The organism is Paenibacillus sp. JT22N15, from assembly GCF_059383755.1.
Window position 1 is genome coordinate 547,459 of sequence record NZ_JBXENV010000002.1, and the last position, 25,055, is coordinate 572,513.

Consider the following 25,055-nt stretch of genomic DNA (forward strand, 5'->3'; position numbering starts at 1 on the left):
AAAAAGCCCCGCTCCCTCTGATAAGGCTAAGCCTTTAATCAGTAGGGGCGGGGCTTTTGTCGTTAAATATCTATATGACCCGGCGTGCGGTTACATACGTTTTGTCCCATGTGCTTCCGGAAAAAGCAGAAATCGTTACGCCGATTCCCTTCCGATACGTATGCAGCAGCTTGCCGTTCCCCATATAAATGGAGACATGGTTAATGACGCCGTCTCTATTCGTATCGGAGAAAATCAGATCGCCAGCCTTCAAATTGCTTCTGGATACATATTTGCCGGCCTTCGATTGGCTCAGCGATGAGCGCGGGAGCGTAATGCCGTTCTTTTTGTAAACATACTGTGTGAAGGATGAGCAGTCAAACGAGCTGGTGCTGCCCGTCGTTGCCCCAAATTTATAATCAACGCCCAGAAATTTCTGTCCCGTTGCAATGACGCCGCTGGCAGTGGATGACGATGCAGCCTCTACCTTAGCTGCTGGTACAGCCAAAGCGCCGGTCAAAGCAACGGATAGGCTTAACGTGACACTAAGTAACGTTTTGCCTAGCAGGGTTTTGCCCATAAGGGTTTTCTTTGTGCTATTCATGATGTATCCTCCTTTGGTAAAAACAGATGCGGTATAATGCCTGCTAATACCATACCACAGCTATTTACCCCACCAATTACCAATGAGAGGACAACCCCTACATACGCCTTGAACCGATCATTTTCATTAAAAATCCATTTTAATTATGAAAGCACTTTTACTTGACTTTTATTTTCGAGGCGCAATTTGCCAAAAAGCTCATGCTCAGCCTGCTAAACCTTCATCTCAGAATGCTGAATCCGCGACGTTTCTATTTGAATCGTCGTATGCGAAATGCCAAACTGCTGCTCGATTTTCGCAAGCGCCTGCTGCAAAATATGCTGGCTGTCATGACTATCCTCCACTAGCAAATGGCAGCTCAGCGAATCAAGACCCGATGTAATCGTCCATATATGCAAATCATGCACATCTATAACGCCTTCGATTTCCGCAAGCACCCGCTTTACCTTCTCCTGATCAATCGACGGTGGCGTGCCTTCCATGAGGATATGGAGAGTTTGCTTAATAATGTTCCAGGCACTCCGCAAAATAAGCACCGACACGAGCACCGATATAAGCGGATCGGCAATATTCCAATCAAACAAGTAGATGAGCAGCCCAGCGAGCACAGCCCCGACCGAGCCAAGCGCATCGCTCAAAACATGCAGATAAGCGCTTCGGACATTCAAGTTGTTATGCACATCGCCTTTACGCATTAAAGCCCAAGCACTGGCCAAATTCGCCAGCAGGCCAACAAGCGCAATGAGCATCATGGAGCCGCTGGCAACAGCAGGAGGATCGAACAAGCGATGGTAAGCCTCCCATACAATAAACCCGGCTATGACGAACAAGGCAATGCCGTTGAACAGCGCGGCCAATATTTCGAAGCGGTAAAAGCCGTAGGTTTTCGTCTTGGAAGCGGGCTTGCTGGCAAACCAGACGGCAACCAGGCTAAGAATAAGCGCGCTCACATCGCTCAGCATATGGCCGGAATCGGCAAGCAGCGCGAGACTGCTCGTCAGCAAGCCGCCGAAAAATTCAAGAAACATAATGCCGACTGTAATCGACAGCGCAATAATCAAGCCGACCTTATTGCCATTGACATCAAAATGATGATGGCCGCCCGGTACATGGGAATGGTCATGGCCGTGATGATGACCGTGGCTGTTGTCATGATTATGATCATTATTATGATCGTGATCATGGTCGTGATTGTGGTCGTGATTGTGGTCGTGATCATGGTGACCACCTTCGCTATGGCTGTGCCCATGACTGTGTTGATGCTTATTCTTCGTGTCCATATTCTCTACCTCCTGCTGCTATTAAAAGCGATACAATTCGCTTTTTTAAATAAAATAACATATGAGCATGTATTCATATATTATATAATGAACCAGCTGGACACATTTGTCAACCAATGCGCTTCCTTATTTTTCTCCACTCGTCCAAAAAGCATTCATTCCTTCGCCTTCTCCACCCTGCTTCCAAATAAAAAAGCCCGAGTGTGCGCAGCCCAGCTTTTTCAAGCTTAGACGCGCACACTCGGGCTTTCTATTTATTGCAAGGAGACGATGTCGCCTTCCTTCAAGCCTTCAAGCACTTCTACCTTATCTCCCGCTGACATCCCGACCTTGATGTCCTGACGCTCATATTGGCCTGCGCCTTTTTCCAGCATGACATAAGACGAAGCCTGATCGCTCATAATAGCAATGGAAGGCAAAGCAAGTGCACTCTCCTTACGGCTTATCTCAATGTCGCCAGTGAGCGTCAATCCTGCAATCAAATATTCGCTTGGCTCAAGCGAAATAACAACCTCGAATTGCGCAGCTTGATTGAGGCTATTTTGATCCGTGCCGGTTTTCGCGAACTTGGATACGCGCAGCACCTTGCCTTCAAGCAAAACATCCTTCATCGCAGTCATCTTGACCTTGACCAACATATCCTGCTTAATGCGGAATACATCCTGCTCCCCGACAAGAGCGATGAATTGCAGCTTGTTCAGATCAACAATTTTGCCGATCAGCTGGTTGTCGCCAACTGCTTGCAGTTGCTTAGCCGTTTGATCAAACAGAAAAATACCATCGCCTGGTGAGCGATATTGGGATTCATTCAGCTTCAGCCGCTTTTGCGTCAGCGCTTTGCGCCCAATCGATTCCTTCACATCGTTCAGCTCCTGGTTCAAACGGGCAATTTCCTTGGCGGCCAGCGCCTTCTTGCGCTCAACCTCCGTCGCCTCAAGCATGCCCAGCTCATCTTCCGTATTCGTAACAAAAGCTTGCAGCTTTGCCTCCAGATCAGCCTTGTGCAGCTCCGCTTCCTCCTGCGTAATTTGATTTTGCAGCTCGGTCTGGTCAAGCGTGAACAATACCTCGCCCTTCTTCACCTGCTGACCGTCCTTCACTTTCCACTGCGTCACTTTGGAGCTGAAAGGCGCATAGACCGACGTTTCCTGCTCATATAGCGACTTGCCCTTAACCTGAATCGTATTGACGAGCGTCTCCTTGGTCACCTGAAATGTAATGGCCTGTGAATCGCCCGACATATCGACCATCTCCGGCGGCTTCGACATGGAGTACAGCACCACGCTTATTCCGATTAATACAATCCCGATGATGATCCATTTAATCTTTTTCTTCATCTCTTCTTCTCCCCCTGGTTCCTCGCTGGCTCAGACATGCCCTGACCATAGTGCAGGACCCCTCTAGTCTCTCTTGATTGCGGTCAATGCATCGGTACGCGAAGCGCTGACTGCCGGATAAATCCCCGATATAATGCCCGTCATCACGGCAAACGCCAGTCCGACCGGAATAGCAGACAACGGAATGAAGATGGACATATTTTCCTCGCCGGTAGACATCGATAAAATAAGGGCATTAATTCCCCATACGATCCAGTATGAAAATAAAACGCCCAGCAGTCCCCCCAGCAGTCCAAGCAGGGCTGCTTCTACAATGAACATATTTCGAATTTGCGCTAGATTGGCACCAAGCACCTTCATAATGCCGATTTGGCGGCGCCGTTGGTATGTGGACATCGTCATCGCCACAATAATGGAAATCGAGGCGATAATAAGAATGAATACGCCTGCGCCTACCGCAATGCTTTTGAACACAGCGAACTGCTCTTCAAGGGCCTCTTTTTGCAAAAGATTGGATTGGGTGTTCAAGGTGAGCTTCTTGATTTGCTCCTCCACCTGCTTCACATTTTCCTCCGCATCCACCTTGACCGTTACTTGATTGTAGGTGCCGTTAGCCGTCTCTTCACCGCTGCTTTGCATGAGCTGCTCACGCAGACTGTTCGCCGTTTCAATCGATACATAAATTTTGCGGTCATTGGAAAGCTGCATGTCGGAAACACCTTTAGGCTTCTTCAATACCCCTACGACTCGAAGGGCCTCACTGATCCTTTTCTTGTTGTCCTGATCGTAGTTCACCAGCTGAATCTGCTTCTGGTACAAGGCGGAAGGTGTAGTCATCATCGTCATATATTGGTCTTGCAGTGTTGAATCGCCTGGATTTAAATTCATGGCCTCAAACAGCTTATTCTGCTCTTCCTGATTCATTAGTCCAAGCGTCGTACCGTAACTTATTACTACAGAGTTTGGAGCATCCGACGCCGAGCCCTGCCAATACGTATTGCCGAAGGCTTCCAGACTGCTCAAATCCGTTCCAATAATTTCGGCATAGGCCTGCTTATCATCAGTAGTCGTCATTTGCATGTAGCTCAGCTGCTGCATGGCTGCTACAGCCTTTACGTGCTTAATGTTGCGCATGATTTCGACCTTTTGATCAGACAGCTTGCCCCGATTTTTCACTTCATCGCTTGCCGTGCTTTGGCTTCCGGGGCCTGCGGACGCGCCATTATCCGGCATAACCGTAATTTCATCCATTTTCAAATAGCTCGTGAGCTGGGTTTCGACAATTTTCTGCGTAGATTCTCCAATGCTCATCGCCAAAATAATAGCGGCACAACCAATTGACAAGCCAGCTGCACACAGCATGGTGACTACTTTGCGCCGTCTGACCTGATCCCATGACAGCCTCGTAAGATCGCTAACTCTCAATGGACAGCCTCCTCTACCGGATGCTTGTCCAGCTCAACAGCAGGTGACGATTTTTCAAGCAGCCCGTCGCGAAGCGTAATAATATGCTGGGTCTGCTGCGCAACCTCGCGCTCATGGGTGACGATAATAAAGGTCGTGTTCATCGTCTTGTTCAAATGCTTGAGAATGGCCAAAATCTCCTCTTCCGTCTTCGTATCCAAATTTCCCGTAGGCTCATCGGCGAAAATAACCGATGGCTCTGTAATAAGCGAGCGCGCAATACTGACACGCTGCTGCTGTCCGCCCGACAGCTGGGAAGGGAACATTTCCCCTTTATCCGGTATGCCGACCTGCTCCAGCAGCTTCAGCGCCTTCTGCTTGCGAATTGAAGGACGCGTCGATTGAAACACGAGCGGCAGCTCGATATTTTCACGAACCGTCAAGTTCGGAATGAGCTCATAGGCCTGAAAAATAAACCCGATATGCTCACGGCGGAACTCCGCCAGCTTGTTTTCATTCATATTTACGATGTTGTGGCCCGCAATATAAATGCTGCCCTCCGTCGGCTTCATCAGTCCCGCCATCAGATTAAGCAGCGTCGACTTTCCTGAGCCTGAGCTGCCCAGCAAAGCGACCATATCCCCTTTGTTTACGCGAAAATCGATCTGTTGAAGAACCAGCGTCGTCTCATTGCCGTTCTTAAATGCATGGGACAAGCCCTCTACACGAAGCAAATCCTTCACTCCCCTTGTCTCTCTAAATCTTCCCAAGCACAACGGCTGTCGCCGTCCTCTGGCGGCAACTCTCTCTACACAAAATACAGCCAAAGCGCTTGTAGCTTTAACTGTTTTATATTCCATAATTATCCTCGATATTTCAATCGTACTATAACCTCTGTAAAAGAACAATACTGCTGCCATTGCTTCCTAATCTTTAAAAAAGCTACATGAATTTTATTCCTTTCTTCATAAAAAGTAGTTACAAATTAGTTACTTAGACTCGCTAAATGAAGCTTTACACCTTAAAATTTCTATTTTTGACATGCATGCGTACTCTTTTCTGCAAAATAAAAGAAAAGCATCCCCAATTTCCAGCGAAATGGGGATGCTTTGTTGTAGCTGCGCCTGCGTATGATGCCGCCTCGCTGCTCACTGCTCCGATTTCTACAAATCTATACGCAGTAACACGCGGACGGGTTCAAAAAACATCATTATTGCTATTTAATCGCTAATCTGCTGTTTTGCACCGTAGACAGCCACTCGCGGGCGAGCAGCTCATGCCCCGCCGCTGTCGGATGAACGCCATCCCATAGCCAGTAGGCTGCACCAGTCACTTCGCTCGCTTTGTCGAACACATGCTGCACACGTACAAGAACCGCATTATACTCTGCTGCTAGAGCAGCTGTTTTTTCTTGGTATCCCTTAATGATTTGCTGCCATTCATCCCAACGCTCCAACGTCACGCCAGTTTTCAGGATGAAAGGCTCGACAAGGACGAACCTCGTCTGCGGCAGCACTTCGGCTGTCTCCTCCAGCAAATGCCGGTAAGCGCGCTCGAAACGGTCTGTTGCGCCGCTCGCTTCGCCAGACATCGTGCGCCCCGCATCATTGACGCCAATCAAAATACTGAGCACATCCGGCTTCAAGCTGAGCGCATCCTCGTTCCATCTGGCGTACAAATCAGAGACACGATTGCCGCTAATGCCCTTATTAATGAAATGGGGCGCTTTCTCCGCCAATTCATAGCCAAGGCGTGAGGCAATTAAATACGGATAGCTGTGGCCTAAAATATGATTTAAATCATCATTGCGCCCGCGCGCACCATCTGTAATGGAATCCCCTTGAAATAAAACGGTCAATTGCTGCTCGCTCATCTCATCCCAGCTCCTTAATAATGGATAAAATAATGATGCATGTTCGATTGAAAGGCTCTGCTTTATTACCTATTCAAGCCCCGGCTCCTCACGCTGCAGCTCTGCAAAGCAAGCCGCCGTCTCAAGTGCGGCATGGAAATCGCCAACCCCATCTTCGACGCACCATGCTGCGGATAGCACCATATGGCTGAAGCCATAGGCAACAACACGCTCCCGTTTGAGGCATAGGGCATCGCTAAGAATATGGACGCGATTACGCAGCAGTTTGATTCGCTCCGCCCGTGTCTCAGGCAGCTGATTCATCAGCAGCGGAATGACGCCATAAGCCGCTTCGCCGATGACGCCCTTAGGATCAATCGCCAGCCAGCCGGCAGATGCTTCACCCTCTCGCATGGCGGACAAAATATTGCCCTGATGCAGATCGCCATGCAGCAGCAGCTGCGGCTCGCTCTTGCCCGTGGCGAATAGCTGGCCGAACGTCAGCTGAGCCTGCCGGACGAGCGGCTCCGGCAGCGGCCCGGTGCCGCCATCATGGCGCTGGCGCAGCCGCTCCAGCCCGCGCGCCCACTGTAGAGCCGTAGGGAAGCTTACGCCTTCGGCCGCTTCCCCCACAGCCGCTGCGTCCGCTGCTGGCACAGCCAGCTTACGCATCACTTCCGCAGCGATGCGGACGGCCGCCGCATCGTCTGCCACTTCCGAGAGCAGCTGTCCCGGCCTCAGCCGCTCCAGCAGCATAACACCGCGCTCTGCATCCGATGCCAGCAGGCGAACCGCTCCGCGCCCTTCGTACAGCTGAAGCGCGGCCAGCTCGGTTCGGCTTTCTCTGCACGGCACGCCCAGCTTCAGCACAGCCTCGCTTCCGTCCTTCCGCAGCGCCGGAAGCACCAGATTAAAGGTCAGCTCGTACGGCGATCGATCCGCCAGCTGCAGCTCCCACTGCTCCGCGCAGCTTGCCAGCAGCGCATCCAGCTCCGCAAGCCACTGCTCGCCGCGTTCTCCATGTACGCTAATGACAGTCTGCATCCATGCTGATGGCCATCTCATCTCTGCTGACCTCTCCCTCTCTTTTCGCTTCTAGCCGCATTCAAGGCACACTCGCCTCAGCTATTTCCTGCTACACTAATACAGGCTGCACATACACGGGCCCAGATACCGTAACGGAATGTCCGGTATACACAGGCAGCCCTGTTGCCGCATCTACGCGGAATACAGCCAAATTATTCGTGTCGCGGTTAGCCGCGATAATATATTGGCCACCCGGCACAAAAGCAAAATGGCGTGGGTGCTCGCCCTCAATCGGCACATGACCAGCAAGGGTAAGCTTGCCGTCTGCTTCATTAATGGCGTACACTACGAAACTGTCGTGCCCTCGATTCGAGCCGTATACATATTTGCCATCCTCGGAAACGGCAATTTCGGCGCATGTATTTTCACCGTCAAAATCAGCAGGAAGCGTTGGAACAGTTGCCAGCGCCGCAAGCGTACCCGCCTCAGCATCGTAACGGAACGCGGTAACCGTCGAATCTACTTCATTAATGACATACGCGAATTGACCATTGGGGTGAAAAGCCATATGCCTCGGGCCAGCGCCGCCATGAAGCACGGTCTCGCCGTGGAAAACCAGCTTTTGCGCTTGGTCATCAATGCGATAAGCCATAATACGGTCAATGCCCAGATCCGGCGAGAACAGGTAGCGGCCGTCCGGGCTGAATTGTATGCTGTGGGGATGCGGCTGATTTTGCCGCTCCGGGTGCTGGCCTACTCCCGTATGCTGGGCGATATCGAGCAGTTCTCCTACCTCTCCATTGTCCGTCAGCGCAACAAGGCTGATTCTGCCGCCATGGTAGCTCGACAGCAGCAAATAGCGATTGGATGGATCGCGTTGAATATGGCAAGCCGGAGCCGTAATCCCTTCGCTGCGGTTAAGCTCGGTCAATGCTGTTTTGTCCGTGTCGATGGCAAAAGCTACAGCGTCGCCAATTTTGGCGCCTGCTGCGGATACCCCTTCTGCAATGGCATACAGCCGTTTGCTTGGAATATCGACATTCAGAAACGTAGGATTTTTGAGTCCGGATACTTCATCCAGCAGCGACAGCTTGCCTTCCTTTTCATCAAAAGCATACGCATATACGCCGCTCGCCGCAGCCTCTGCATAGGACCCGACAAATACGACAACTCGTTCATTATGTACAGACACGATTATATTCCTCCTTCAAATTAGCGGGACCTGTCCCGCTGCGTGTAAGGGCTGACGTTATGGCAGCGGAGCTCACAGCTTGCCTTGCCAGCTTTCCCGCATTAAAGCTTTCCCTCCTATTGTACTAGCAGTCTGCGCACAAACCAAGTGCTGTTGCTACGGTTTTTATCTCTCCTGAACAAACGGCTGTTATGCTGCACAATGTTGCAACAGGCTGCTGGCTGGTCTATCATAGCGCTAGGGCATACCGCCTTTATAAGGTTTAATTTTAATGGGCAAAGGAGTCTGAGGATGGCGATAAACCGTAAATTGATAACGGATGCGGATTTCGAGGAGGCACTCCAGCGGGAGCTTCGGCTGCGCGTCTTTGAAAATGATTATATTGTGTGCTCCGGCGGAAACATCGTCCGTTTCGACGATACGCAGGTCGTCATTCAGACGAGCGTCAGCGATATCACTTATTTTTCCCGGGAGCAATGCGAGTTTTTTGAAATGAAACGCAAATAGCCGCTTGTCTGCGGCTCGATCATCGCTTGCAGCCGGGAAAGCGCTCGCCTTTCCTTACGTCTGCAACCGTACTATAATTAAGTAATAAGCTTGGAAAAAGCAACAACCCTAGCTTTTCGCAGCATTATGCGGCCGTAGATGCAATCTACTCCCGCATGATGGTGCGAAATTTTGCCGTTAAAGGAGATTGCGCCTGATGGACGCTGGCCCAAACATTTTAATTATGACCCCCGTCACAGCTGAGAAGGATGCGGTTTGTCGAGGCTTGCAAAACAACCCGCGCTTTCATGTGACAGAAGCCGGAGTTGGCCCAGCGGAAGCCGCTGTCCGCACGACACTCGCTCTCACACGGGGCAGCTATGATCTCGTCATTTGCATGGGAATCGCCGGAGGCTTTCCCGGCCGCGCAGCCGTTGGCTCACTCGTCATAGCCGATGCCATCATTGCCGCCGATCTCGGGGCAGAGACACCGGATGGCTTCAGCAGCCTGGACACCCTTGGCTTCGGTTCTTCTACAATCGAGGCTGGCGCACAAGCCTCCGCTTTAGCCGCAGCACTCGCTCAGGCTGGTCGTGCTGCAGCGCTGGCTCCCATTTTAACGTTGTCGACCGTCACCGGAACTGCCGCCACCGCCCAAGTGCTGAGCGAGCGCTTTCCTCGCGCCGCCGCTGAAGCGATGGAAGGCTTTGGCGTTGCAACAGCTGCACAAAGCTTTGGCATTCCCGTTCTTGAAATTCGCGCCATTTCGAATGCGATCGGACCAAGGGACCGCAGCGCATGGCGAATTGGCGAAGCTTTGCAGGCTTTGGAAGCTGCGGGCTCCACACTATTGGAGGTGCTTGTATGAAAATCGCTTTTTCTCCATGTCCGAACGATACTTTCGTCTTCCACGCTTGGGCGCACGGGCTTATCCCGGATGCACCAGAGCTGGAAATTACGTACGCCGATATCGACATTACCAATCGTCTGGCAGCCAGCGGCGACAGCCCGCTTGATGTGCTGAAAGTTTCCTACGCCGCCCTCCCTTGGGTGCTGGAAGATTATGCGCTGCTTCCATGCGGCGGTGCGCTGGGCAGAGGCTGCGGCCCGCTCGTCCTGACAGCTGGAACCCGCACGGATGCGGCAGCATTATCAGGCAAACGCGTAGCAGTGCCAAGCGACCGTTCCACCGCTTACTTGCTGTTCAGGCTTTGGGCGGCGAAGCACGTTCCCGGCGGGGTCGGCGATATCGTCATCATGCCATTCCATGAAATTATGCCTGCCGTTCGCGACGGACATATCGATGCTGGCCTTGTCATTCATGAAGCGCGCTTCACGTATCCAAGCTTTGGCCTATCCATGATGACGGATCTTGGCAGCTGGTGGGAATCGGATACGGGACTGCCTATACCGCTCGGCGCCATTATCGCCCGCCGCTCGCTCGATTTGCCAGCCATCACGAAGTGGATTCAGGCCTCAGTCGCTTATGCATGGGCGAATCCAGAAGCGCCTCGCGATTACGTCATGCAGCATGCCCAAGAGATGGACGCTGCCGTAGCGAAGGCGCACATTGATCTATACGTGAATGACTTTACCGCCAATCTCGGCGATAGCGGATATGAGGCGATAACGACGCTGCTGAATCGCGCTGCGCAGGAAGGGCTCGTGCCAGCCATCGATCCTGAGCTGCTGAAATTTCAGCCTTAGCTTAGGACGGGCTATTGTTACGTGTGATGCTTACTCGTTGTGAAAATATAGGCTCGTCGAATTACGTCCCGATATCCTGATCGGAATCGTCCCATTTTTTCGAATACGCTTTTTTTGTCACCCAAAGTGTCATCCATGTCAGCAATATAACGATTAAGCCTGAAAAAATCCAAACGCCTATAGGCACATTCATTCGCTGCTTCCTCCCTTTCGTCTCTTTTCCTACTATCATACAGGAGAATCGGCGGGGGGAACAGTCCTTACGAAAGAGCTTGACGAATGGCCTTCCTTTTAGTATATTTGGAAATAATTATTTGAATAGCAGCGGCTTACGATGGAAGCACCCGTAAGAGAAGACGCCTCAGGCGTCCTTCTTGCGGGTGCTTTTTTGCGTGCATTCGGGACTATGCCCTTTATCGCTGCCCTTCAACGTCTTTCATTTCCACCATTTTAAAGGAGGGCTCCACTATGTTTATTTTCAAGCCGCTGCATGTATTCACTGCTCTAATCGCATTATCCTTATTTCTGACGCTGCCATCACTCTCCACCGCTGCCACGTCGCTCTTGCCTTTTTCGCCCACCGTTCAGACGGCCTTTGACAAACTGACCACGGGTGCTGACTCTTCATCAGCCTCCCAGCTCAAGAAGCAATATGACAGCCTGCTGTCTGCCCAGCAGCAGGAAGACGCTTGGGAAGGCAAAATTACCGCCAGCCATTATCGCAATGAAGAGGCGCTTGTTGCCATTCGGCAGCGCATCAAGCAATTGAATGAGGAGAAGCTTGCCAAGCTGGCAGCTGACGTTAAGCAGACGAAGGAGCATTATCAGCCGCTATTTGAGCTGTACGCTTCGCTGAGGAAGCAGCAGGAAGCCGCCAAGCTGCTGCAAAGCAAGGAGCTGAATGCCGTGATGAAGGCGCAGCTGGAGCAAACAAAGCAAGCCGTCCAGCTCGCCAAGCTGGATATTAAAAATAAGAGCGAGGCCTACAGCAAGCTTAAAGCCGCCACTGTGTTGAAAGCGAAGCAGACGCGCGCCTTATTGGAGACTGCTTCCTCGCAGCGCATCAAAATCCGCTCCGCCAAAAGCAGCATATCCAGCAGCCGCAAGCTTATTACGGCCGAAGGCAAGCTATTGACCCAAGCTGTGAAGAAAGGCGATGCCGCAGCCGCTTCGCGCTCCTTCGCTAAGCTGCTGACGCTGCAGCAAAGCATTCTGGATAAAAAGCAGGCGATCTACAGCAGCGAGGAACAGATTGCCGCTATTATTACAAAGGCGAATGCACTGCTCGCTTCATAAGGCACCGTCCATCTATTTTTATCCATAGCAAACACCCCTTAGAATATCATCGAACTAACCAGCTGGTTATCCCATGTTTATTCTAGGGGGTGAATGGGGTGAATTTCATCCTATTTATTGTTTAATGAGACGCTTAAATAAATGGTCTGCGGTCCAATACCAATTGCAGGGGCCGATCCGTAAGGACAAGCTCTGGAACCAGCTGTTGAATGACTGCAAGGCCGCTTACAGCGCCGCAGAGCGAATGCAAATCTTCGAACGGCTCTGCTGGCGATTGTTCGCCCAGCTTCTCGATATAGGCAAGGAAAGGTGCTGCCGATTCCCGAACAACAGCGAGCACTTCCTCGCGGCGATAGGACGTTTGCTTCAGGCAGCAGCCCAGCACGTAAACCCAATCGATTTCGAAAAAGGAAAGCTGCTCCTTCGGCTGCTCCCACCGCTCGCTGCGGAACAAGGCGATGCAAGTATCGACCAATGCCTCCACATAAGGAATAGGCTGCTCGCGATAAGCCATATTAAACAGGTAATGAAAGCTGCCAGCCAAATGGTGGAAGAGCGGCGCACCGCGCAGCTCGCCATCTCCATCAACCATGCAGCCTTTGCGCCATAAGCCCGTTGCCGGATCGGCCTGCTCCTTCAACCAGTCGAAGTACCAGGCTTCCCACGCAGCGTCTACTTCCTGCGCGAGCACCAGACTTGCGAAGACGCCGGAGCCCTTCTGCGATTCTCCCCAAGGCTGCTGTACCCAATCCAGCTGCTCCAGCAATTCGTAAAGCCCTTCTTTGCTTCTATAGGCTGCAAATTGCTGAAGCGGATATAGTGGCTTTCCATCAAAAAGCTCCAAAGCCGATATTGCGAACGCCGCGCTATGCAGCTCATTATGGTAAAGCCCGCGGAACATGCCGCTGCCTTGCTCCTGAAAGCTTTGCAGCGCCTGCTGCCATGCGGATTTTTCCGCTTCTGCCTCCGGCAGCCCGTTCACCGTGTATAGCAGATTGGCGGCATCCGCCGTCCCATACACATCGCTCCGGCCTGCCTGCTTGTCCGCATGAAGGAAGCGTTCGTAGAACATCCCATTCGCATCCTTGGCGAGGTGAGCATCAAGCGTCAGCAGCACCCGATTGATGAATGGTTGCGCCTTTATAGCCATTGCCTCATCCCCCTCCTTTGCCTATAGCAAGATCTGATCGATCAGCGTCAGCTCTTCATCGGTGAAATGAGCAACAGCAAGCGCCTGTACGGCATCTTCAATCTGGCTGACTTTGCTGGCACCAATAAGCGCGGAAGTCACTCGTCCGCCACGCAGCACCCATGCCAGCGCCATTTGCGACAGCTTCTGGCCGCGGCCGGCTGCCATTTCGTTCAACTTGCGCAGCTTAACGATAAGCTCATCGGTAATTTCCTCTGGACGCAGAAACACGCTTGGGCCAGCCGCACGCGAATCTGGAGCAATGCCATTCAAATAGCGATCGCTCAACATCCCTTTCGCAAGCGGGGAAAATACGATGGAGCCAATCCCCTCTTCTTCCAGCACGTCCAGCAAGCCATCCTCAACGTGGCGATTAATCATCGAGTAGCTCGGCTGGTGAATCAGACAAGGCGTACCCAGCTGCTTCAAAATGCGCGATGCCTCACGCGTCTGCTCCGGCTTATAGTTGGACAAGCCAACATACAGCGCTTTGCCTTGGCGCACAATCAGATCAAGCGCAGCCATCGTTTCTTCCAGCGGCGTATTTGGATCTGGACGGTGATGATAGAAAATATCGACATAATCGAGTCCCATGCGCTTCAAGCTTTGGTCAAGGCTCGACACCAAATATTTTTTGGAGCCAAAATCGCCGTAAGGCCCTTCCCACATGCCGTAACCGGCTTTTGTCGAAATGATCAATTCGTCGCGGTAAGCCCCAAAGTCGGCTTTCAAAATGCTGCCGAACGTTTGCTCAGCAGAGCCCGGAGGCGGTCCGTAGTTATTCGCCAGGTCGAAATGCGTTATACCAAGGTCGAATGCCCGTTTAACCATTTCTCTGCCTTTCTCTACGGAATCAATACCGCCAAAATTATGCCACAGCCCTAACGAAATAGCAGGCAGCTTCAATCCGCTTCTCCCACTGCGGTTATATGTCATAGTGTCATATCGATTATGACTTGCCAAATAGCTCATTCATTTGTTCCTCCTCAGGTTTAATATAAACCTATTGTACCGAGAAACGACTATGAATCCTATGTCAGCAAGGATGATGTTTATGGAATAATGTCCTTTTTTAAAACATAGGAAGTATATGATTTTTCCATCCATTCTCTATATTTCTACACAAAACAGCAGCTTTGCCACCAGAGGGCGGCTTCAGCCGTTTACGCTTGTAAAATAACTATTCAAAATTGCGCGGAGGTGTTCCCTTTACCTTTTTGAACATTTTAGAAAAAAGCAGCGCATCTTGATACCCTACGGAACGCGCCACCTCACTGATGCTGTAGATGCCCTTCCCTAACAGCTCACAAGCTTTATTCATCCGATAGTTAAGCAAATACTGCTGCGGCGGCATGCCCACAGCCTCTTTAAACAGAAAAGACAAATATTTGCGATCCAGGCCGAGTACGTCAGCGAGCTGCTCCATCGTAATTCGTTCACTGTAATGGGCGTGCAGAAATTCCATGCTTCGGTGAATGTAGGCTTCCTGCTTGCGCGCGGCATTGCTGCTATTGCTTTCCGTTAAAGGAACCAACTCGACAAGCAGCGATAAAAACTCATATAAAATGGCTTGAAGGCGCAAATCACTGCTGGCTTGGTGGGATACAGCTTCCGTCAACTGGTCATACAACGTCGGCATCAGCTTCATATCCATGGGAAATACGGGGTTTTCTGGCGTAATCGATGTCCGGGCGATGATTTGGGCAGCCTGCTCTCCAAAAAAACCGATCCAGGAGTACGTCCACGGGTCCTTCTCGTCCGATTCATAAGAAATAAGCACCTGCGGATAAATGAGGAAGGCTTGTCCGGCTGTAAGCGTGTAGGTTTTGCCCGCTACCTTCACAGTCCCTTTTCCTTTATGAATGAAATGCAGTTTAAAGTTTTCCCTTACGATTGGCCCTATGAGATGACAAGGCTTGCATGCCTCTTTGCCCCAATAAAGCAAATACATATCCGGGCCATCACGAAAGGGACGCTCCGGATTATACTGAAACACTGCCATGATGACCTTCATCCCTCTCTACGCTATCTTGCATCGTGATGTGGCGAACGACTGCTGCAACAAGGCAATACCACTCATGATTTCTCTATATAAAAACAGCCCCTACTGGGGGCGCTGCTTTTTGGATGCTTTCCGATAATAATAGCACAGTTTTCAAACATCTGACACAATTAAACGGATGCAATTTTTTAATAATAAATGCCCTTTTCAGCCTTAGCTTTTCACATGATTGAATGAATTTACACCGTATTAAACAATGTTTGATTATAAAAATATCATTTTTATTCGATTTCAATTGAATTCACTAAAAAAAGCAGGGTGAGGTTTTCCTCTCCCTGCTTTTATGATTTTCTTACTGTGCAATTTTACTCAGCTTTGCTGACCCAGAGCATTCCTTATTCGTGACCTTCGAATAAAGCGGCTAATTTCTCAATCGCCTGATCCTCGTCCGGACCTTCAGCCGTGAGCTTGATCGGCGTACCCTTCATAATATCGAGCGCCATTAAGCCCAAAATGCTTTTGCCATCGGAAATAATGTTTTTCGCTTGCCAAATGACGCGGATCTCGGATTCGAAGGAAGAAGCAAGCGTCGTAAATTCTTTTGCAAACAACACATTAAAGCCGTTTTGCTTCGTTAACGTATCATGCGATTTCATCTTTGTCAGCACCTTTCATTCAGAGTATGTGTTTGCAGCTTTGTATTAAGCTTTTTTAACAGCTTTCAATTCAGCTACAATTTGCGGATACAATTTATCCAGCTTGTGGAAATACAAAATGACCATCTGCAAAATCCCTAAAATAATCGGCAAGTAAATAAACATGAAGTGAATCGCGCTGCTTGCGGAAGAGCTGATTGTCTCTTGTCCTCCGATATAACCGCCAATCGCCAGACCCCAGCCAATAATAGCTGCGCCCAGACCGCTGCCCGCTTTCGTACCAAAGCTTCCTGCGCTGTATACGAGTCCTTCTGTACGCACACCTGTTTTCCATTCGCCATATTCTACGGTATCGGCCAGCATGGCGAAAATCGTACCCAGAATTGGCGTCATGCCAAGCGCCTTGACCACCAAGCCAATGATTACAAATGTAACATTCGTTGGATCAATCAATATAACCAGCGAGCCTAAAATCATAATAAAGCTGCCGACAAGCGCCACATTCCGTTTGCCATACTTCTTGATAAGTGGAGCAATCAAGAACAAACCGACCGCAATAGGAATCAATCCGGCAAAGCTGAGAAGGCCCAGCAGTTCGGCATCATTCAACATGTACTGTGCGTAATAAATATTCAAACCATTCATGCCGTAGTTTGTGTAAACAGTGACAGCGAATAGCAGCATAATCGCCCAATATTTATTGCGGAATAGCGCTCCCAAGCCTTGCTTGAACGGAATTTCTTTTTGCGACACGGAAGGCTTTACGCGCTCACGCGTCGATTTAAAGGTAATGAAGAACATAATGAGAGATAAAACGCCATAAATCGTGAAGGTCAATATCCAGCCTTTTTCGCCGCCGCCAAATACTTTAACAAGCGGTTGCGTCGCGAAGCTGACGCCGATTGCCCCTGCAAGCGCACCAAGCATACGAACGATATTGAGCACCGAACGCTGATAGCCGTCCTGCGTAACAAGCGAGTTCAACACCCCATATGGAATGTTAATGAACGAATAAATAAAATTCATGAGCAAATAAGTAACATAGGCATACACGAGCGCTCCGCCCGGTCCGACATCAGGGAACGTAAAGAGCAATACGCCTGAAGCGGCGAATGGAATCATCATCCATAGCAGCCATGGACGAGCTTTGCCATGCTTATTTTTCGTTTTGTCTACCAATGCCCCTACTCCGACGTCAAGGAAGGCATCCAATATGCGGGCAATCAGCATCATCGTTCCGATTGCGCCTGCGGCAAGTCCCATTACGTCCGTATAATAATACGTTAGAAACGTAGCCGCCCCTGTAAAGATAAGGTTGCTGGCTGCATCACCAAAACCATAACCAATTCGTTCCGACCATCTTACTTTATGGTACGCGTCGTCTTGAACGCCACTTGCTGTCTGATTCGCACTCATCGCACATTCTCCTCTTGTACCTAGCTTTAAACGCTAATTTATAAGCTGTTCAGCTCTCTAATTAATTGGTCAAGCATGTCTTTGGTGAAGCCATCGCCGCCGAATGCCATCAGGTTGCGAAGCGGCATGTATTGCATCATTTTGACCATCATTTCCGCATGGGCATCGTCTTCATCAACGCCGCCGAGCGGGCTGTTCTCTTGGAATTTCTTCATATATGGCTGCAAAATGACAGTCGCTTCTTCATTGTTATACAAGTCGCCCAGTGTCGTATTTTGCGTATAATGCTTTTTCAATTTAACGGTAGATTCAACTGCAAGCGTCGCTTCAAGAACGATTTCCTGCGAGGAATGCCCAATCAAAATAGCGAATTCGCCGCTTTCCACATGCCAATCCTTAATATCCACATTGTAGTAGGCGAAAGAACGTTTATTGAGCACGAAGCTCACCGTTTTTGTCTCGCCCGGCGCGAGCGCAACCTTTTTAAAGCCCTTCAGCTCTTTCTCTGGGCGAATTACGGTGCTTGCTACATCCTTCACATAAAGCTGCACCACTTCTTTGCCTGCTACACTGCCTGTATTGGTCACATTGACCGTTACTTCTACCTCGTCTGTATCCTTGATGCTCGCTGCGCTTAGCTTTAAGTCGCTGTAAGCAAATGTCGTGTAGCTCAGGCCATAGCCAAACGGGAACAGAACATCTAGTTCCTTTTTGTCATAATAACGGTAGCCTACGAAGATGCCCTCTTTGTATTCAACGCGGTCGCCTTCGCCCGGGAAGTTCAGGAATGAAGGGTTGTCGCTAAGCTTCAGCGGGAACGTCTCTGCCAGCTTGCCGGAAGGATTCACTTCTCCAAACAATAAATCTGCAACGGCTCCGCCAACGGCCTGTCCACCCAAATAACCTTCAAGCACAGCATCGACTTGATCCAGCCACGGCAGCAGCACCGCTGATCCATTGAGCAGCACAACAACGACGCGGCCTTGAACGCTGGCAACAGCCTCGATCAGCTTGTTTTGATTTTCAGGCAGATTGAGATGCTCGCGGTCATACCCTTCTGATTCATAACGGTCAGGCAAGCCTGCAAAAATGACAGCAACCTCCGCCTCGCTTGCAGCGCGCTTCGCTTCTTCGATCAACGCTTCATCAATGGCATCATCACCTGCGTGATAGCCTTGCGCATAAACAACTGCCGATGCATCGCTAACGAGCGCCTTAATTTCTTCAACTGGGTGATCCAGCTTTGTCGGTACAATATGCGAGCTGCCGCCGCCTTGGAATCTTGGCTTCTCGGCAAAAGCGCCGATAACTGCAACGCGGCTGTTTTTTGCAAGTGGAAGCAAACCGCCTTTATTCTTAAGCAATACCATGCTCTCGCTTGCAACAGTTCTTGCCAATTGGTGATGCGCGTTTTTGTCATACGTAGCATCCTTAACTTTCTCATCCACCGATTTGAAAATAATGCGAAGCAGGCGCGTTACCGCGCGATCCAAAGCTTCCTGCGTCAATGTGCCATTGCTGATCGCATCAAGAACCTTCTTCTCGCCTACGCCATTGCTTGCCGGCATTTCCAACTCCATGCCTGCCGCAAGCGACAGATCGCGCTCATTAACTGCGCCCCAGTCAGAGACGACAAAGCCTTCATGGCCCCACTCATCCTTCAAAATATCGGTAAGCAGCTTTACATTCTCGGAAGCAAATACGCCATTCACTTGATTGTACGAGCACATAACCGTCCAAGGCTGCGCTTTTTTCACCGCGCCCTCGAAGCTTGCCAAATAAATTTCGCGAAGCGTACGCTCGTCAACAACTGCATCCGTCGACATGCGGCGATGCTCCTGATTGTTTACGGCGAAATGCTTCAGCGACGTTCCGACGCCTTGGCTTTGCACACCGTTGATATGGCCTGCTGCCATCTCGGAGGACAAATAAGGATCTTCGGAAAAATATTCGAAGTTGCGTCCGCAAAGCGGGGAGCGTTTAATGTTCACGCCTGGCCCAAGCAAGACGGCAACATCTTCAGCCTGGCATTCTTCACCAAGCGCAACGCCGACTTTGCCAATCAGCTCTTCATCCCATGAGCAGGCAAGTCCAGCTGCAGAAGGGAAGCAGGTTGCTGGCACGCTGTCGAAAATGCCCAGATGATCCGCACCCGTTTGCTGCTTGCGCAAGCCGTGTGGTCCATCCGTTACCATAATGGAAGGCACGCCTAGACGTTCGACACCTTTCAAATGCCAAAAATCAAGCCCCGAGCATAGTCCGGCTTTTTCCTCCAGCGTCATTTGAGCTACGATATCCTGAATGTTTCTCGTCAATGTAAAAACCTCCAATTCGATATAGGTGATGATGAGTTCCTGTTCTACCCCACAGAAAAAAATGGATGACTTCGAAGCATAACTTGCTCCTATCCCCATTTCTTTATCAACTAATTTAAGTATAGTGCGTTTGTTTAGCGCTTTCCTTCCCTCGTTTCACTGAAAACAATGTCACTTTTTATGATTATCTTTTTGCCTCTTTCTTACTCTTTCAAAAAGAAAATAAAAAAGGCCATATGGCCGCCGCCTTCTGCAAAAAAAAAAGACCTCCGCCGATTGTATAATTGGACGAAGGTCTTTCTGCCTTTTATATGGAATTGTGCTGCCATTCCCGTTTAATCTCCAGCAGCTGAACCTCATGCGGCGCAAGCAGGCCCTTCAGCGTCAATACATCCCCTGCTGTCTCGGTGCTCATATGCTGCTTCGGCACGCTGCACTGGTTCAAATAGTCAATATCCGGCGGCATCAGCTCAGCGGGCGCGCCCATCCGCAGCCATTCATCATAGGAGCTGCCCGATTCCCGGTTAATCGCATGCCGGTGTATGCGGTAAGCGCCTGGCTCCAGCCCTTCTAGCTGAATAGTCAGCTCCAACTGGTCGTTATGATTAAAGACGGCATACCGATGATGCGGCTGAATGCCTGAAATATCATTTTTGAGATACATCTGGTCAAAATGGGCGTAATGGAACAGCAGCAGCTGATACGCGCCATCCTTCGACATCGTCAGGCAGTAGCCATCGCCGCGGTCAAGCAGCTTGCAGCCAAGCTTGGCAAGCAGCTCGTAAGCATAGAAGGCCGCTTTTTTGAGCCCATTATTCGTAATCATGCCAAGTCCGCCGTGGAATGTCTCCTGCGGCAGCGGCAGCTCCTCCAGTAAATCCGTTACTGTCCAGTAACCCAGACTGCTTGCTTCATCGAGCGTTTCCACGATGTTTTTGGCAATGTATGCGGCTTTGAAGCAAGTATCATTCGTCAGCTCTCGATGATGGGGCGTTGCATTCCATTCCGTCACATGCAGCTCAGTGCCCGTCCATCCAAGCTCCAGCAGCTTGCGCTTCACCCTGCCCAGCATTTTGGGAACATAGTCCTCGCCCGCGTAGTGGAAATCGCTGATTTGGGGCACTTGATCATGCTCTGACTCCGTTACCGCATATTCAATCGGGTACATATGAATGGTGATAAAATCAGGCAAGCATTCATGCTCGGTGCAATAAGCCAAATATTTTTCCATCCAATAGCTTCGATCCACTATGGTGTCTCCCTGCATGCATGGGCCGCCAATCTGCGCCTGCGGGTACACGCGCTTAATCGCCTTAAAGCTCGCTTCATATAGTTCCAGGTATCGTTCAAACGGATCTGGCCAGAACAGCCCGCCATCCGGCTCGTTCCAAAATTCAAAGCGCCAGCTGCTTACCTCGGCACTGCCATAACGATGGAGAAGATGCTGAATGAACGCTTCCATCAGCGCGGTCCAATGCTCCATCTCATTAGGCATGCTCATGTAGCTTTTTTTATGGAAAAAAAACTTCGACTGATCTGCAAAATCGCCCGGCATAAAGCCCAGCTCGAAGAAGGGACGCAGCCCGATGCTTTGGAAAAAATCGACCACCTGATCGACATAGCCGAAGCTGAACAGGGGCTTGCCGTCCGGCCCCAACCGCGCCACCATCATTTCATCATCGAAGATGCCGTGGAAGCGAATATATTGAAAGCCAATGGATTGCTGCACCATCCGCAAATGCTGCTGGACGGGAGCAAACAACGCTTCCTTCGCCTTGCCGATCGTACATAAGCTGCGCCAAGTATGCTTCAGTGTCCGCCCGCTGCCAGAGGCACGGATTTGTATGGAGCGGCAGATGGAGCCCTGATCAGCAGCGGCAATCGTTCCAGCGTTCGCTTCCGTTGGCAAATATTTAAACAAGCTGATGTAAGCATTTTCCCGGTCAAAAGCCAAGTAATTATCGCTGGAGGGCTCGGACAATTCCGCCTCAGGCAAATGCTGCCCGCGATGGCCGCGATATTCCGTCGGCGTCATTTGGTAGACCGCTTTGAAAGCCTTATGGAAAGCTTTCAAATTAGGAAAGCCGCTGTCCAAAGCGATTTTAATAATTGGCTCCTGTGTCGTCAGCATCGCTTTGACCGCATGCTCCAGCCGAATGCGCGTAATATAAGTACGGAACGTCACACCCATGCTTTTCTGAAAGAAGCTCGATAAATAGGAGACGGAGAAATTTTCACGCTCAGCCAGCTCATTCAGCGTCAGCGGACGATTGAAGTGCTCCTGAATGTACTCATTCAAATGAAGGAGCCGCGCCATCGTACGACGGTTAATCGGATACTCCCGCTTCTCCTGCGTGCTTCTGAATTTGCGCAGCAGCAAATAAATCAGCTCCAGCAGCAGGGAGCGGACTTTAATTTCATAGCCATATCCGGCTTTATTATAATTCCACATAATGGTGGACAGCAGCGTACGCACTTCAATAAACTTCTGCTGATCGCCTTGAGCATGCCAGCAGGAATTGCACTCAAAGGCGGTCTGCTCCGTGTCCACCCCCTGCTCGCGCAGAAAAGAATCTGGAATTTGCAGCGCCAGCAGCAGATTTTCCTGATCCGATTGTATCGTATGAATATCATTGCTATTAATAAGGATAATATCCTCTTCATTAAGCACGAAAGGCTTGCCTTGTACAGCAATGATTGCCTTGCCCTTAAGCACGAACAGCAGCTCCATGCTGTCATGCCAATGATTCGGGACGTATCTGACGTTATGAAAAAAAATATGCAGCGGAAGCTCATGATCCGTCTGAATGATTTCATAAGTATGGTCCATCTATGTCCTAACCGCCTCGTTCATTTGACCTTTTGTTATGTGTACTCAACGTATCACCTGCTCACAGGACTGTCAAATCCAGTCATGCGAAGATAGCGTAAAAGCATAATCTGCGCTTGATTGTAGAAGAGGTTAGGAGTAAGATGGGTAGGGATCATTTTTTTCCAATATTTGAGTTTATTTCAGGAGGGTATCTTATGTTAGCTGCTATATTCGTTGCCCTTGTGGCTGCCGAGCATTTGTATATATTGGCTATGGAAATGTTTTTGTGGACGAAACCTCGGACGCGCAAAACATTCAATTTGACACCTGAGTTTGCTGAGCAAACCAAGTCGCTTGCCGCCAATCAAGGATTATATAATGGATTTCTGGCCGCTGGCCTGATTTGGGGCCTTGTGCATCCGAATGCCGATTTCGGCTATCAAATCCAGCTGTTTTTCCTCATTTGCGTACTCGTTGCTGCATTGTACGGCGGTCTTACTACTAAACGCTCCATCTTGGTTATGCAGGGGCTGCCTGCGCTAATTGCGCTGCTGCTTGTGCTGTTTACCTAGATCGAGCGGGCTGTAGAGCAACAACGTCCAGCTTTTGTACCAGCAGCATAGCGAATGCAACTGAAAAAAATCTCCAGCTTCGCTATAACAGCGACAGGCTGGAGATTTTTTTATGTTCATAAGCCGCATGATTAACTAATAATCGTTTCGCCGTCCTCTGGCACGAGGATTACGCCGCTTAGCCCTTTGCCTGCTGCATATTCGCGCAGTTCCGGTCTGGACAGCATGCAATGATTGACCGCCCCCATATGGGAGGAGATGATAACCGCCTGCGGCGCCGCGAGATGCGCAGCATATATATCTTCCTTCGTCATCAGAATGGGATCCCCTTGCAAAAATTGTGCCGCGCCGCCATTCACGACGATGACTGACGGTTCGTATTCCTTGATTGCCGCTTGCGTCTCCTCGCACCAAATCGTATCACCCGCCACATAAAGCGTCTGCTCCTGCGTATGCTGAAACACGATTCCCGACACCTCGCCCATACGCTCGCCGATTTCCCCTGTGCCGTGCCGTCCATAGGTTCGGCTGAGGCTGACTTCCCCGAGCTGTGCTGATGGTGTGAAAATCTGCACCTGCTCAAAGCCTTTCTCGCGAATCGCTGCCGCATCATGCTCGTTTTGGGCAAAAATCACCATGTCCTTCGGCAGAAGCTCCGCCGCAGCCCGATCAAAATGATCCACATGCAAATGCGTGACAATAACGGCATCAACAGGGAGCAGCTGCTCCGCTGGGAATGGCAGCTCGACCGTCGGATTAAACTGCTCTTGGTTAGCTGTATTGGGGAAAGGCGGATAGGTCCCCTTTGGCGCCAAGAAAGGGTCGATCAAAAAGGTATGGCCGCCGTAATTTATTTTCAAAGTTGCATTGCGGATTTGGGTCATTTGCATATGCTGCTCCTCCTTTAATCTTGCTCTTTAATAGGTTACTATCTAAAGAATGGCATGAACATAGAAGCAATCACTTAAATCGCACCAAATACTTGATTTTTGAAAGAGGTTGTCGCTTATGCTGGATCATACGGATAAACGCATCATTGAAGAGCTGGCGAAAAATGGCCGCATCTCGATGAAGGAGCTTGGCCAACTCGTTCATTTGACCGGACAGGCTGCTGCAAATCGTGTCAGCCGGCTGGAGGAAGAGGGATTTATCGAGGGTTATACGATACGCTTGAATCAGGAGAAGGCGGGACTCCCTGTCCATGCATTTATCCAAATTTTCATGCATGGGTTGTCCCATGCTCCCTATATAGCGTTTGTACAGCAGCAAACGGCTATCATCCACCATTATAAAACAGGCGGAGACAGCTGTTATATGATGGAATGCCGTTTTCCTTCCAATGCCGCGCTCGACCAGTTTCTCACGGAGCTAAATGAGCATGCTAATTACAGGCTGACGATCGTCATTAATCAGACGCTTTAAGCGTTGGGCTTTACCCACTATAAATAGAAGAATCGTGATAGTTAAATAGACGCATAGATATTGTTTGTTCGGAGACCGAACGCATAACCGTGTAGTCAAATAAAATGCATCAACTTTGAAAACTAGCAAAAAGCCCTTATTTTGAACAAACTTTGTTTGGTCAAGCCCCAATATTGTAGACAATGAAAAAAGCCCTATTATCTGAACTGTTTAATAACAAAGCGGCGGACCAAATTCTGGTCCGCCGTTTCAATCATTGAACTATCGTATCCCGTCGTATTATGAGGTCAGCCAGTTATTACTGGTTGACCACTTTTTATTTTGGTGGTGTATTTGTCAGTAGCCGGGGCAGATCGGTCGTTCCCCTGGGTCCGTAACCCGTCGCTAAAACTGATCGCCCCCCTACTTATAGAAACCATGTTTAAGCTGGTTGAGACGAACAGATCTCGCATAACAAGCGATGTTATGGAACTATGAGCAGTGCTTAGGGGTGCCGGCAATATACGTG

Annotated in this window: 23 protein-coding genes; 6 read left to right on the top strand and 17 right to left on the bottom strand. The window is 50.0% G+C overall.

Annotated features, from left to right (window positions below):
- Positions 1–70: 70 nt before the first annotated feature.
- The 8 genes from AC50X8_RS06000 to AC50X8_RS06035 form a co-directional block, all read right to left on the bottom strand.
- Positions 71–583 carry a C40 family peptidase gene (locus tag AC50X8_RS06000; RefSeq protein WP_494879053.1) on the bottom strand — a complete coding sequence of 171 codons (513 nt, stop codon included), beginning with the start codon at positions 581–583 and terminating at the stop codon, positions 71–73.
- 212 nt (positions 584–795) lie between these two features.
- Entirely contained in the window at positions 796–1,863 is a 1,068-nt protein-coding gene (locus tag AC50X8_RS06005) for a cation diffusion facilitator family transporter (RefSeq protein ID WP_494879054.1), read from the bottom strand.
- 254 nt (positions 1,864–2,117) lie between these two features.
- The gene (locus AC50X8_RS06010; protein ID WP_494863785.1) at positions 2,118–3,200 is read right to left on the bottom strand and encodes an efflux RND transporter periplasmic adaptor subunit; all 1,083 of its coding nucleotides are present in this window, start codon (positions 3,198–3,200) and stop codon (positions 2,118–2,120) included.
- Between the two features lie 63 nt (positions 3,201–3,263).
- Positions 3,264–4,625: an ABC transporter permease gene (locus AC50X8_RS06015; protein WP_056031981.1), complete on the bottom strand. Its 1,362-nt coding sequence runs from the start codon at positions 4,623–4,625 to the stop codon at positions 3,264–3,266.
- Positions 4,622–5,338: an ABC transporter ATP-binding protein gene (locus AC50X8_RS06020; RefSeq protein WP_056033019.1), complete on the bottom strand. Its 717-nt coding sequence runs from the start codon at positions 5,336–5,338 to the stop codon at positions 4,622–4,624. The genes AC50X8_RS06015 and AC50X8_RS06020 overlap by 4 nt, the downstream gene beginning before the upstream one ends.
- A 482-nt stretch (positions 5,339–5,820) precedes the next feature.
- Positions 5,821–6,477, bottom strand: a complete 657-nt coding sequence (locus tag AC50X8_RS06025; protein WP_056031984.1) for an SGNH/GDSL hydrolase family protein — start codon at positions 6,475–6,477, stop codon at positions 5,821–5,823.
- Between the two features lie 69 nt (positions 6,478–6,546).
- On the bottom strand, positions 6,547–7,521 hold the full coding sequence (locus AC50X8_RS06030; protein WP_494879055.1) for an aminoglycoside phosphotransferase family protein: 975 nt from the start codon (positions 7,519–7,521) through the stop codon (positions 6,547–6,549).
- A 70-nt stretch (positions 7,522–7,591) separates the two neighbouring features.
- Positions 7,592–8,674, bottom strand: a complete 1,083-nt coding sequence (locus tag AC50X8_RS06035; protein WP_494863774.1) for a lactonase family protein — start codon at positions 8,672–8,674, stop codon at positions 7,592–7,594.
- 291 nt (positions 8,675–8,965) lie between these two features.
- On the opposite strand from AC50X8_RS06035, the gene AC50X8_RS06040 reads away from it, so the two are divergent.
- The 3 genes from AC50X8_RS06040 (at position 8,966) to AC50X8_RS06050 (ending at position 10,867) form a co-directional block, all read left to right on the top strand.
- Complete coding sequence (locus AC50X8_RS06040) at positions 8,966–9,181, top strand: hypothetical protein (RefSeq protein ID WP_341280655.1); 216 nt, start codon at positions 8,966–8,968, stop codon at positions 9,179–9,181.
- A gap of 196 nt (positions 9,182–9,377) precedes the next feature.
- Entirely contained in the window at positions 9,378–10,028 is a 651-nt protein-coding gene (locus AC50X8_RS06045; RefSeq protein WP_056031995.1) for a futalosine hydrolase, read from the top strand.
- Positions 10,025–10,867 carry a 1,4-dihydroxy-6-naphtoate synthase gene (locus tag AC50X8_RS06050; protein WP_056031998.1) on the top strand — a complete coding sequence of 281 codons (843 nt, stop codon included), beginning with the start codon at positions 10,025–10,027 and terminating at the stop codon, positions 10,865–10,867. The genes AC50X8_RS06045 and AC50X8_RS06050 overlap by 4 nt, the downstream gene beginning before the upstream one ends.
- A 61-nt stretch (positions 10,868–10,928) precedes the next feature.
- Here the strand turns inward: AC50X8_RS06050 and AC50X8_RS06055 are convergent, their stop codons facing one another.
- On the bottom strand, positions 10,929–11,060 hold the full coding sequence (locus tag AC50X8_RS06055; RefSeq protein ID WP_257790767.1) for a hypothetical protein: 132 nt from the start codon (positions 11,058–11,060) through the stop codon (positions 10,929–10,931).
- Between the two features lie 275 nt (positions 11,061–11,335).
- Between AC50X8_RS06055 and AC50X8_RS06060 the strand changes: the two genes are divergently transcribed.
- A complete protein-coding gene (locus AC50X8_RS06060; protein ID WP_494863767.1) occupies positions 11,336–12,163 on the top strand; it encodes a hypothetical protein in 828 nt (275 codons plus the stop codon).
- Positions 12,164–12,296: 133 nt separating this feature from the next.
- Here the strand turns inward: AC50X8_RS06060 and AC50X8_RS06065 are convergent, their stop codons facing one another.
- The 7 genes from AC50X8_RS06065 to AC50X8_RS06095 form a co-directional block, all read right to left on the bottom strand.
- Positions 12,297–13,313, bottom strand: a complete 1,017-nt coding sequence (locus AC50X8_RS06065) for a hypothetical protein (protein ID WP_494863765.1) — start codon at positions 13,311–13,313, stop codon at positions 12,297–12,299.
- 21 nt (positions 13,314–13,334) lie between these two features.
- Positions 13,335–14,324: an aldo/keto reductase gene (locus tag AC50X8_RS06070; RefSeq protein WP_056032007.1), complete on the bottom strand. Its 990-nt coding sequence runs from the start codon at positions 14,322–14,324 to the stop codon at positions 13,335–13,337.
- A gap of 208 nt (positions 14,325–14,532) precedes the next feature.
- Positions 14,533–15,354, bottom strand: a complete 822-nt coding sequence (locus tag AC50X8_RS06075; RefSeq protein ID WP_099517520.1) for an AraC family transcriptional regulator — start codon at positions 15,352–15,354, stop codon at positions 14,533–14,535.
- 395 nt (positions 15,355–15,749) lie between these two features.
- Positions 15,750–16,010: an HPr family phosphocarrier protein gene (locus tag AC50X8_RS06080; RefSeq protein ID WP_056032013.1), complete on the bottom strand. Its 261-nt coding sequence runs from the start codon at positions 16,008–16,010 to the stop codon at positions 15,750–15,752.
- A 45-nt stretch (positions 16,011–16,055) separates the two neighbouring features.
- Positions 16,056–17,426: an MFS transporter gene (locus AC50X8_RS06085; protein ID WP_494879056.1), complete on the bottom strand. Its 1,371-nt coding sequence runs from the start codon at positions 17,424–17,426 to the stop codon at positions 16,056–16,058.
- A 38-nt stretch (positions 17,427–17,464) separates the two neighbouring features.
- The gene (locus tag AC50X8_RS06090; protein ID WP_494879057.1) at positions 17,465–19,741 is read right to left on the bottom strand and encodes a glycoside hydrolase family 3 C-terminal domain-containing protein; all 2,277 of its coding nucleotides are present in this window, start codon (positions 19,739–19,741) and stop codon (positions 17,465–17,467) included.
- A gap of 307 nt (positions 19,742–20,048) precedes the next feature.
- Positions 20,049–22,571, bottom strand: a complete 2,523-nt coding sequence (locus tag AC50X8_RS06095) for a GH39 family glycosyl hydrolase (RefSeq protein ID WP_494879058.1) — start codon at positions 22,569–22,571, stop codon at positions 20,049–20,051.
- A gap of 197 nt (positions 22,572–22,768) precedes the next feature.
- Between AC50X8_RS06095 and AC50X8_RS06100 the strand changes: the two genes are divergently transcribed.
- Positions 22,769–23,125 carry a DUF1304 domain-containing protein gene (locus AC50X8_RS06100; protein ID WP_056032024.1) on the top strand — a complete coding sequence of 119 codons (357 nt, stop codon included), beginning with the start codon at positions 22,769–22,771 and terminating at the stop codon, positions 23,123–23,125.
- Positions 23,126–23,256: 131 nt separating this feature from the next.
- Here the strand turns inward: AC50X8_RS06100 and AC50X8_RS06105 are convergent, their stop codons facing one another.
- Positions 23,257–24,015 carry an MBL fold metallo-hydrolase gene (locus tag AC50X8_RS06105; RefSeq protein WP_494879059.1) on the bottom strand — a complete coding sequence of 253 codons (759 nt, stop codon included), beginning with the start codon at positions 24,013–24,015 and terminating at the stop codon, positions 23,257–23,259.
- Between the two features lie 118 nt (positions 24,016–24,133).
- On the opposite strand from AC50X8_RS06105, the gene AC50X8_RS06110 reads away from it, so the two are divergent.
- Positions 24,134–24,547: an Lrp/AsnC family transcriptional regulator gene (locus AC50X8_RS06110; RefSeq protein ID WP_494879060.1), complete on the top strand. Its 414-nt coding sequence runs from the start codon at positions 24,134–24,136 to the stop codon at positions 24,545–24,547.
- Positions 24,548–25,055: the final 508 nt, after the last annotated feature.

Excerpts from the sequence above, each read along its gene's own strand:
- AC50X8_RS06000 (WP_494879053.1), bottom strand. The coding sequence starts at position 583 with ATGAATAGCACAAAGAAAACCCTTATGGGCAAAACCCTGCTAGGCAAA.
- AC50X8_RS06005 (WP_494879054.1), bottom strand. The coding sequence starts at position 1,863 with ATGGACACGAAGAATAAGCATCAACACAGTCATGGGCACAGCCATAGC.
- AC50X8_RS06010 (WP_494863785.1), bottom strand. The coding sequence starts at position 3,200 with ATGAAGAAAAAGATTAAATGGATCATCATCGGGATTGTATTAATCGGA.
- AC50X8_RS06025 (WP_056031984.1), bottom strand. The coding sequence starts at position 6,477 with ATGAGCGAGCAGCAATTGACCGTTTTATTTCAAGGGGATTCCATTACA.
- AC50X8_RS06030 (WP_494879055.1), bottom strand. The coding sequence starts at position 7,521 with ATGAGATGGCCATCAGCATGGATGCAGACTGTCATTAGCGTACATGGA.
- AC50X8_RS06040 (WP_341280655.1), top strand. The coding sequence starts at position 8,966 with ATGGCGATAAACCGTAAATTGATAACGGATGCGGATTTCGAGGAGGCA.
- AC50X8_RS06045 (WP_056031995.1), top strand. The coding sequence starts at position 9,378 with ATGGACGCTGGCCCAAACATTTTAATTATGACCCCCGTCACAGCTGAG.
- AC50X8_RS06050 (WP_056031998.1), top strand. The coding sequence starts at position 10,025 with ATGAAAATCGCTTTTTCTCCATGTCCGAACGATACTTTCGTCTTCCAC.
- AC50X8_RS06055 (WP_257790767.1), bottom strand. The coding sequence starts at position 11,060 with ATGAATGTGCCTATAGGCGTTTGGATTTTTTCAGGCTTAATCGTTATA.
- AC50X8_RS06060 (WP_494863767.1), top strand. The coding sequence starts at position 11,336 with ATGTTTATTTTCAAGCCGCTGCATGTATTCACTGCTCTAATCGCATTA.
- AC50X8_RS06065 (WP_494863765.1), bottom strand. The coding sequence starts at position 13,313 with ATGGCTATAAAGGCGCAACCATTCATCAATCGGGTGCTGCTGACGCTT.
- AC50X8_RS06070 (WP_056032007.1), bottom strand. The coding sequence starts at position 14,324 with ATGAGCTATTTGGCAAGTCATAATCGATATGACACTATGACATATAAC.
- AC50X8_RS06075 (WP_099517520.1), bottom strand. The coding sequence starts at position 15,354 with ATGGCAGTGTTTCAGTATAATCCGGAGCGTCCCTTTCGTGATGGCCCG.
- AC50X8_RS06080 (WP_056032013.1), bottom strand. The coding sequence starts at position 16,010 with ATGAAATCGCATGATACGTTAACGAAGCAAAACGGCTTTAATGTGTTG.
- AC50X8_RS06085 (WP_494879056.1), bottom strand. The coding sequence starts at position 17,426 with ATGAGTGCGAATCAGACAGCAAGTGGCGTTCAAGACGACGCGTACCAT.
- AC50X8_RS06095 (WP_494879058.1), bottom strand. The coding sequence starts at position 22,571 with ATGGACCATACTTATGAAATCATTCAGACGGATCATGAGCTTCCGCTG.
- AC50X8_RS06100 (WP_056032024.1), top strand. The coding sequence starts at position 22,769 with ATGTTAGCTGCTATATTCGTTGCCCTTGTGGCTGCCGAGCATTTGTAT.
- AC50X8_RS06105 (WP_494879059.1), bottom strand. The coding sequence starts at position 24,015 with ATGCAAATGACCCAAATCCGCAATGCAACTTTGAAAATAAATTACGGC.
- AC50X8_RS06110 (WP_494879060.1), top strand. The coding sequence starts at position 24,134 with ATGCTGGATCATACGGATAAACGCATCATTGAAGAGCTGGCGAAAAAT.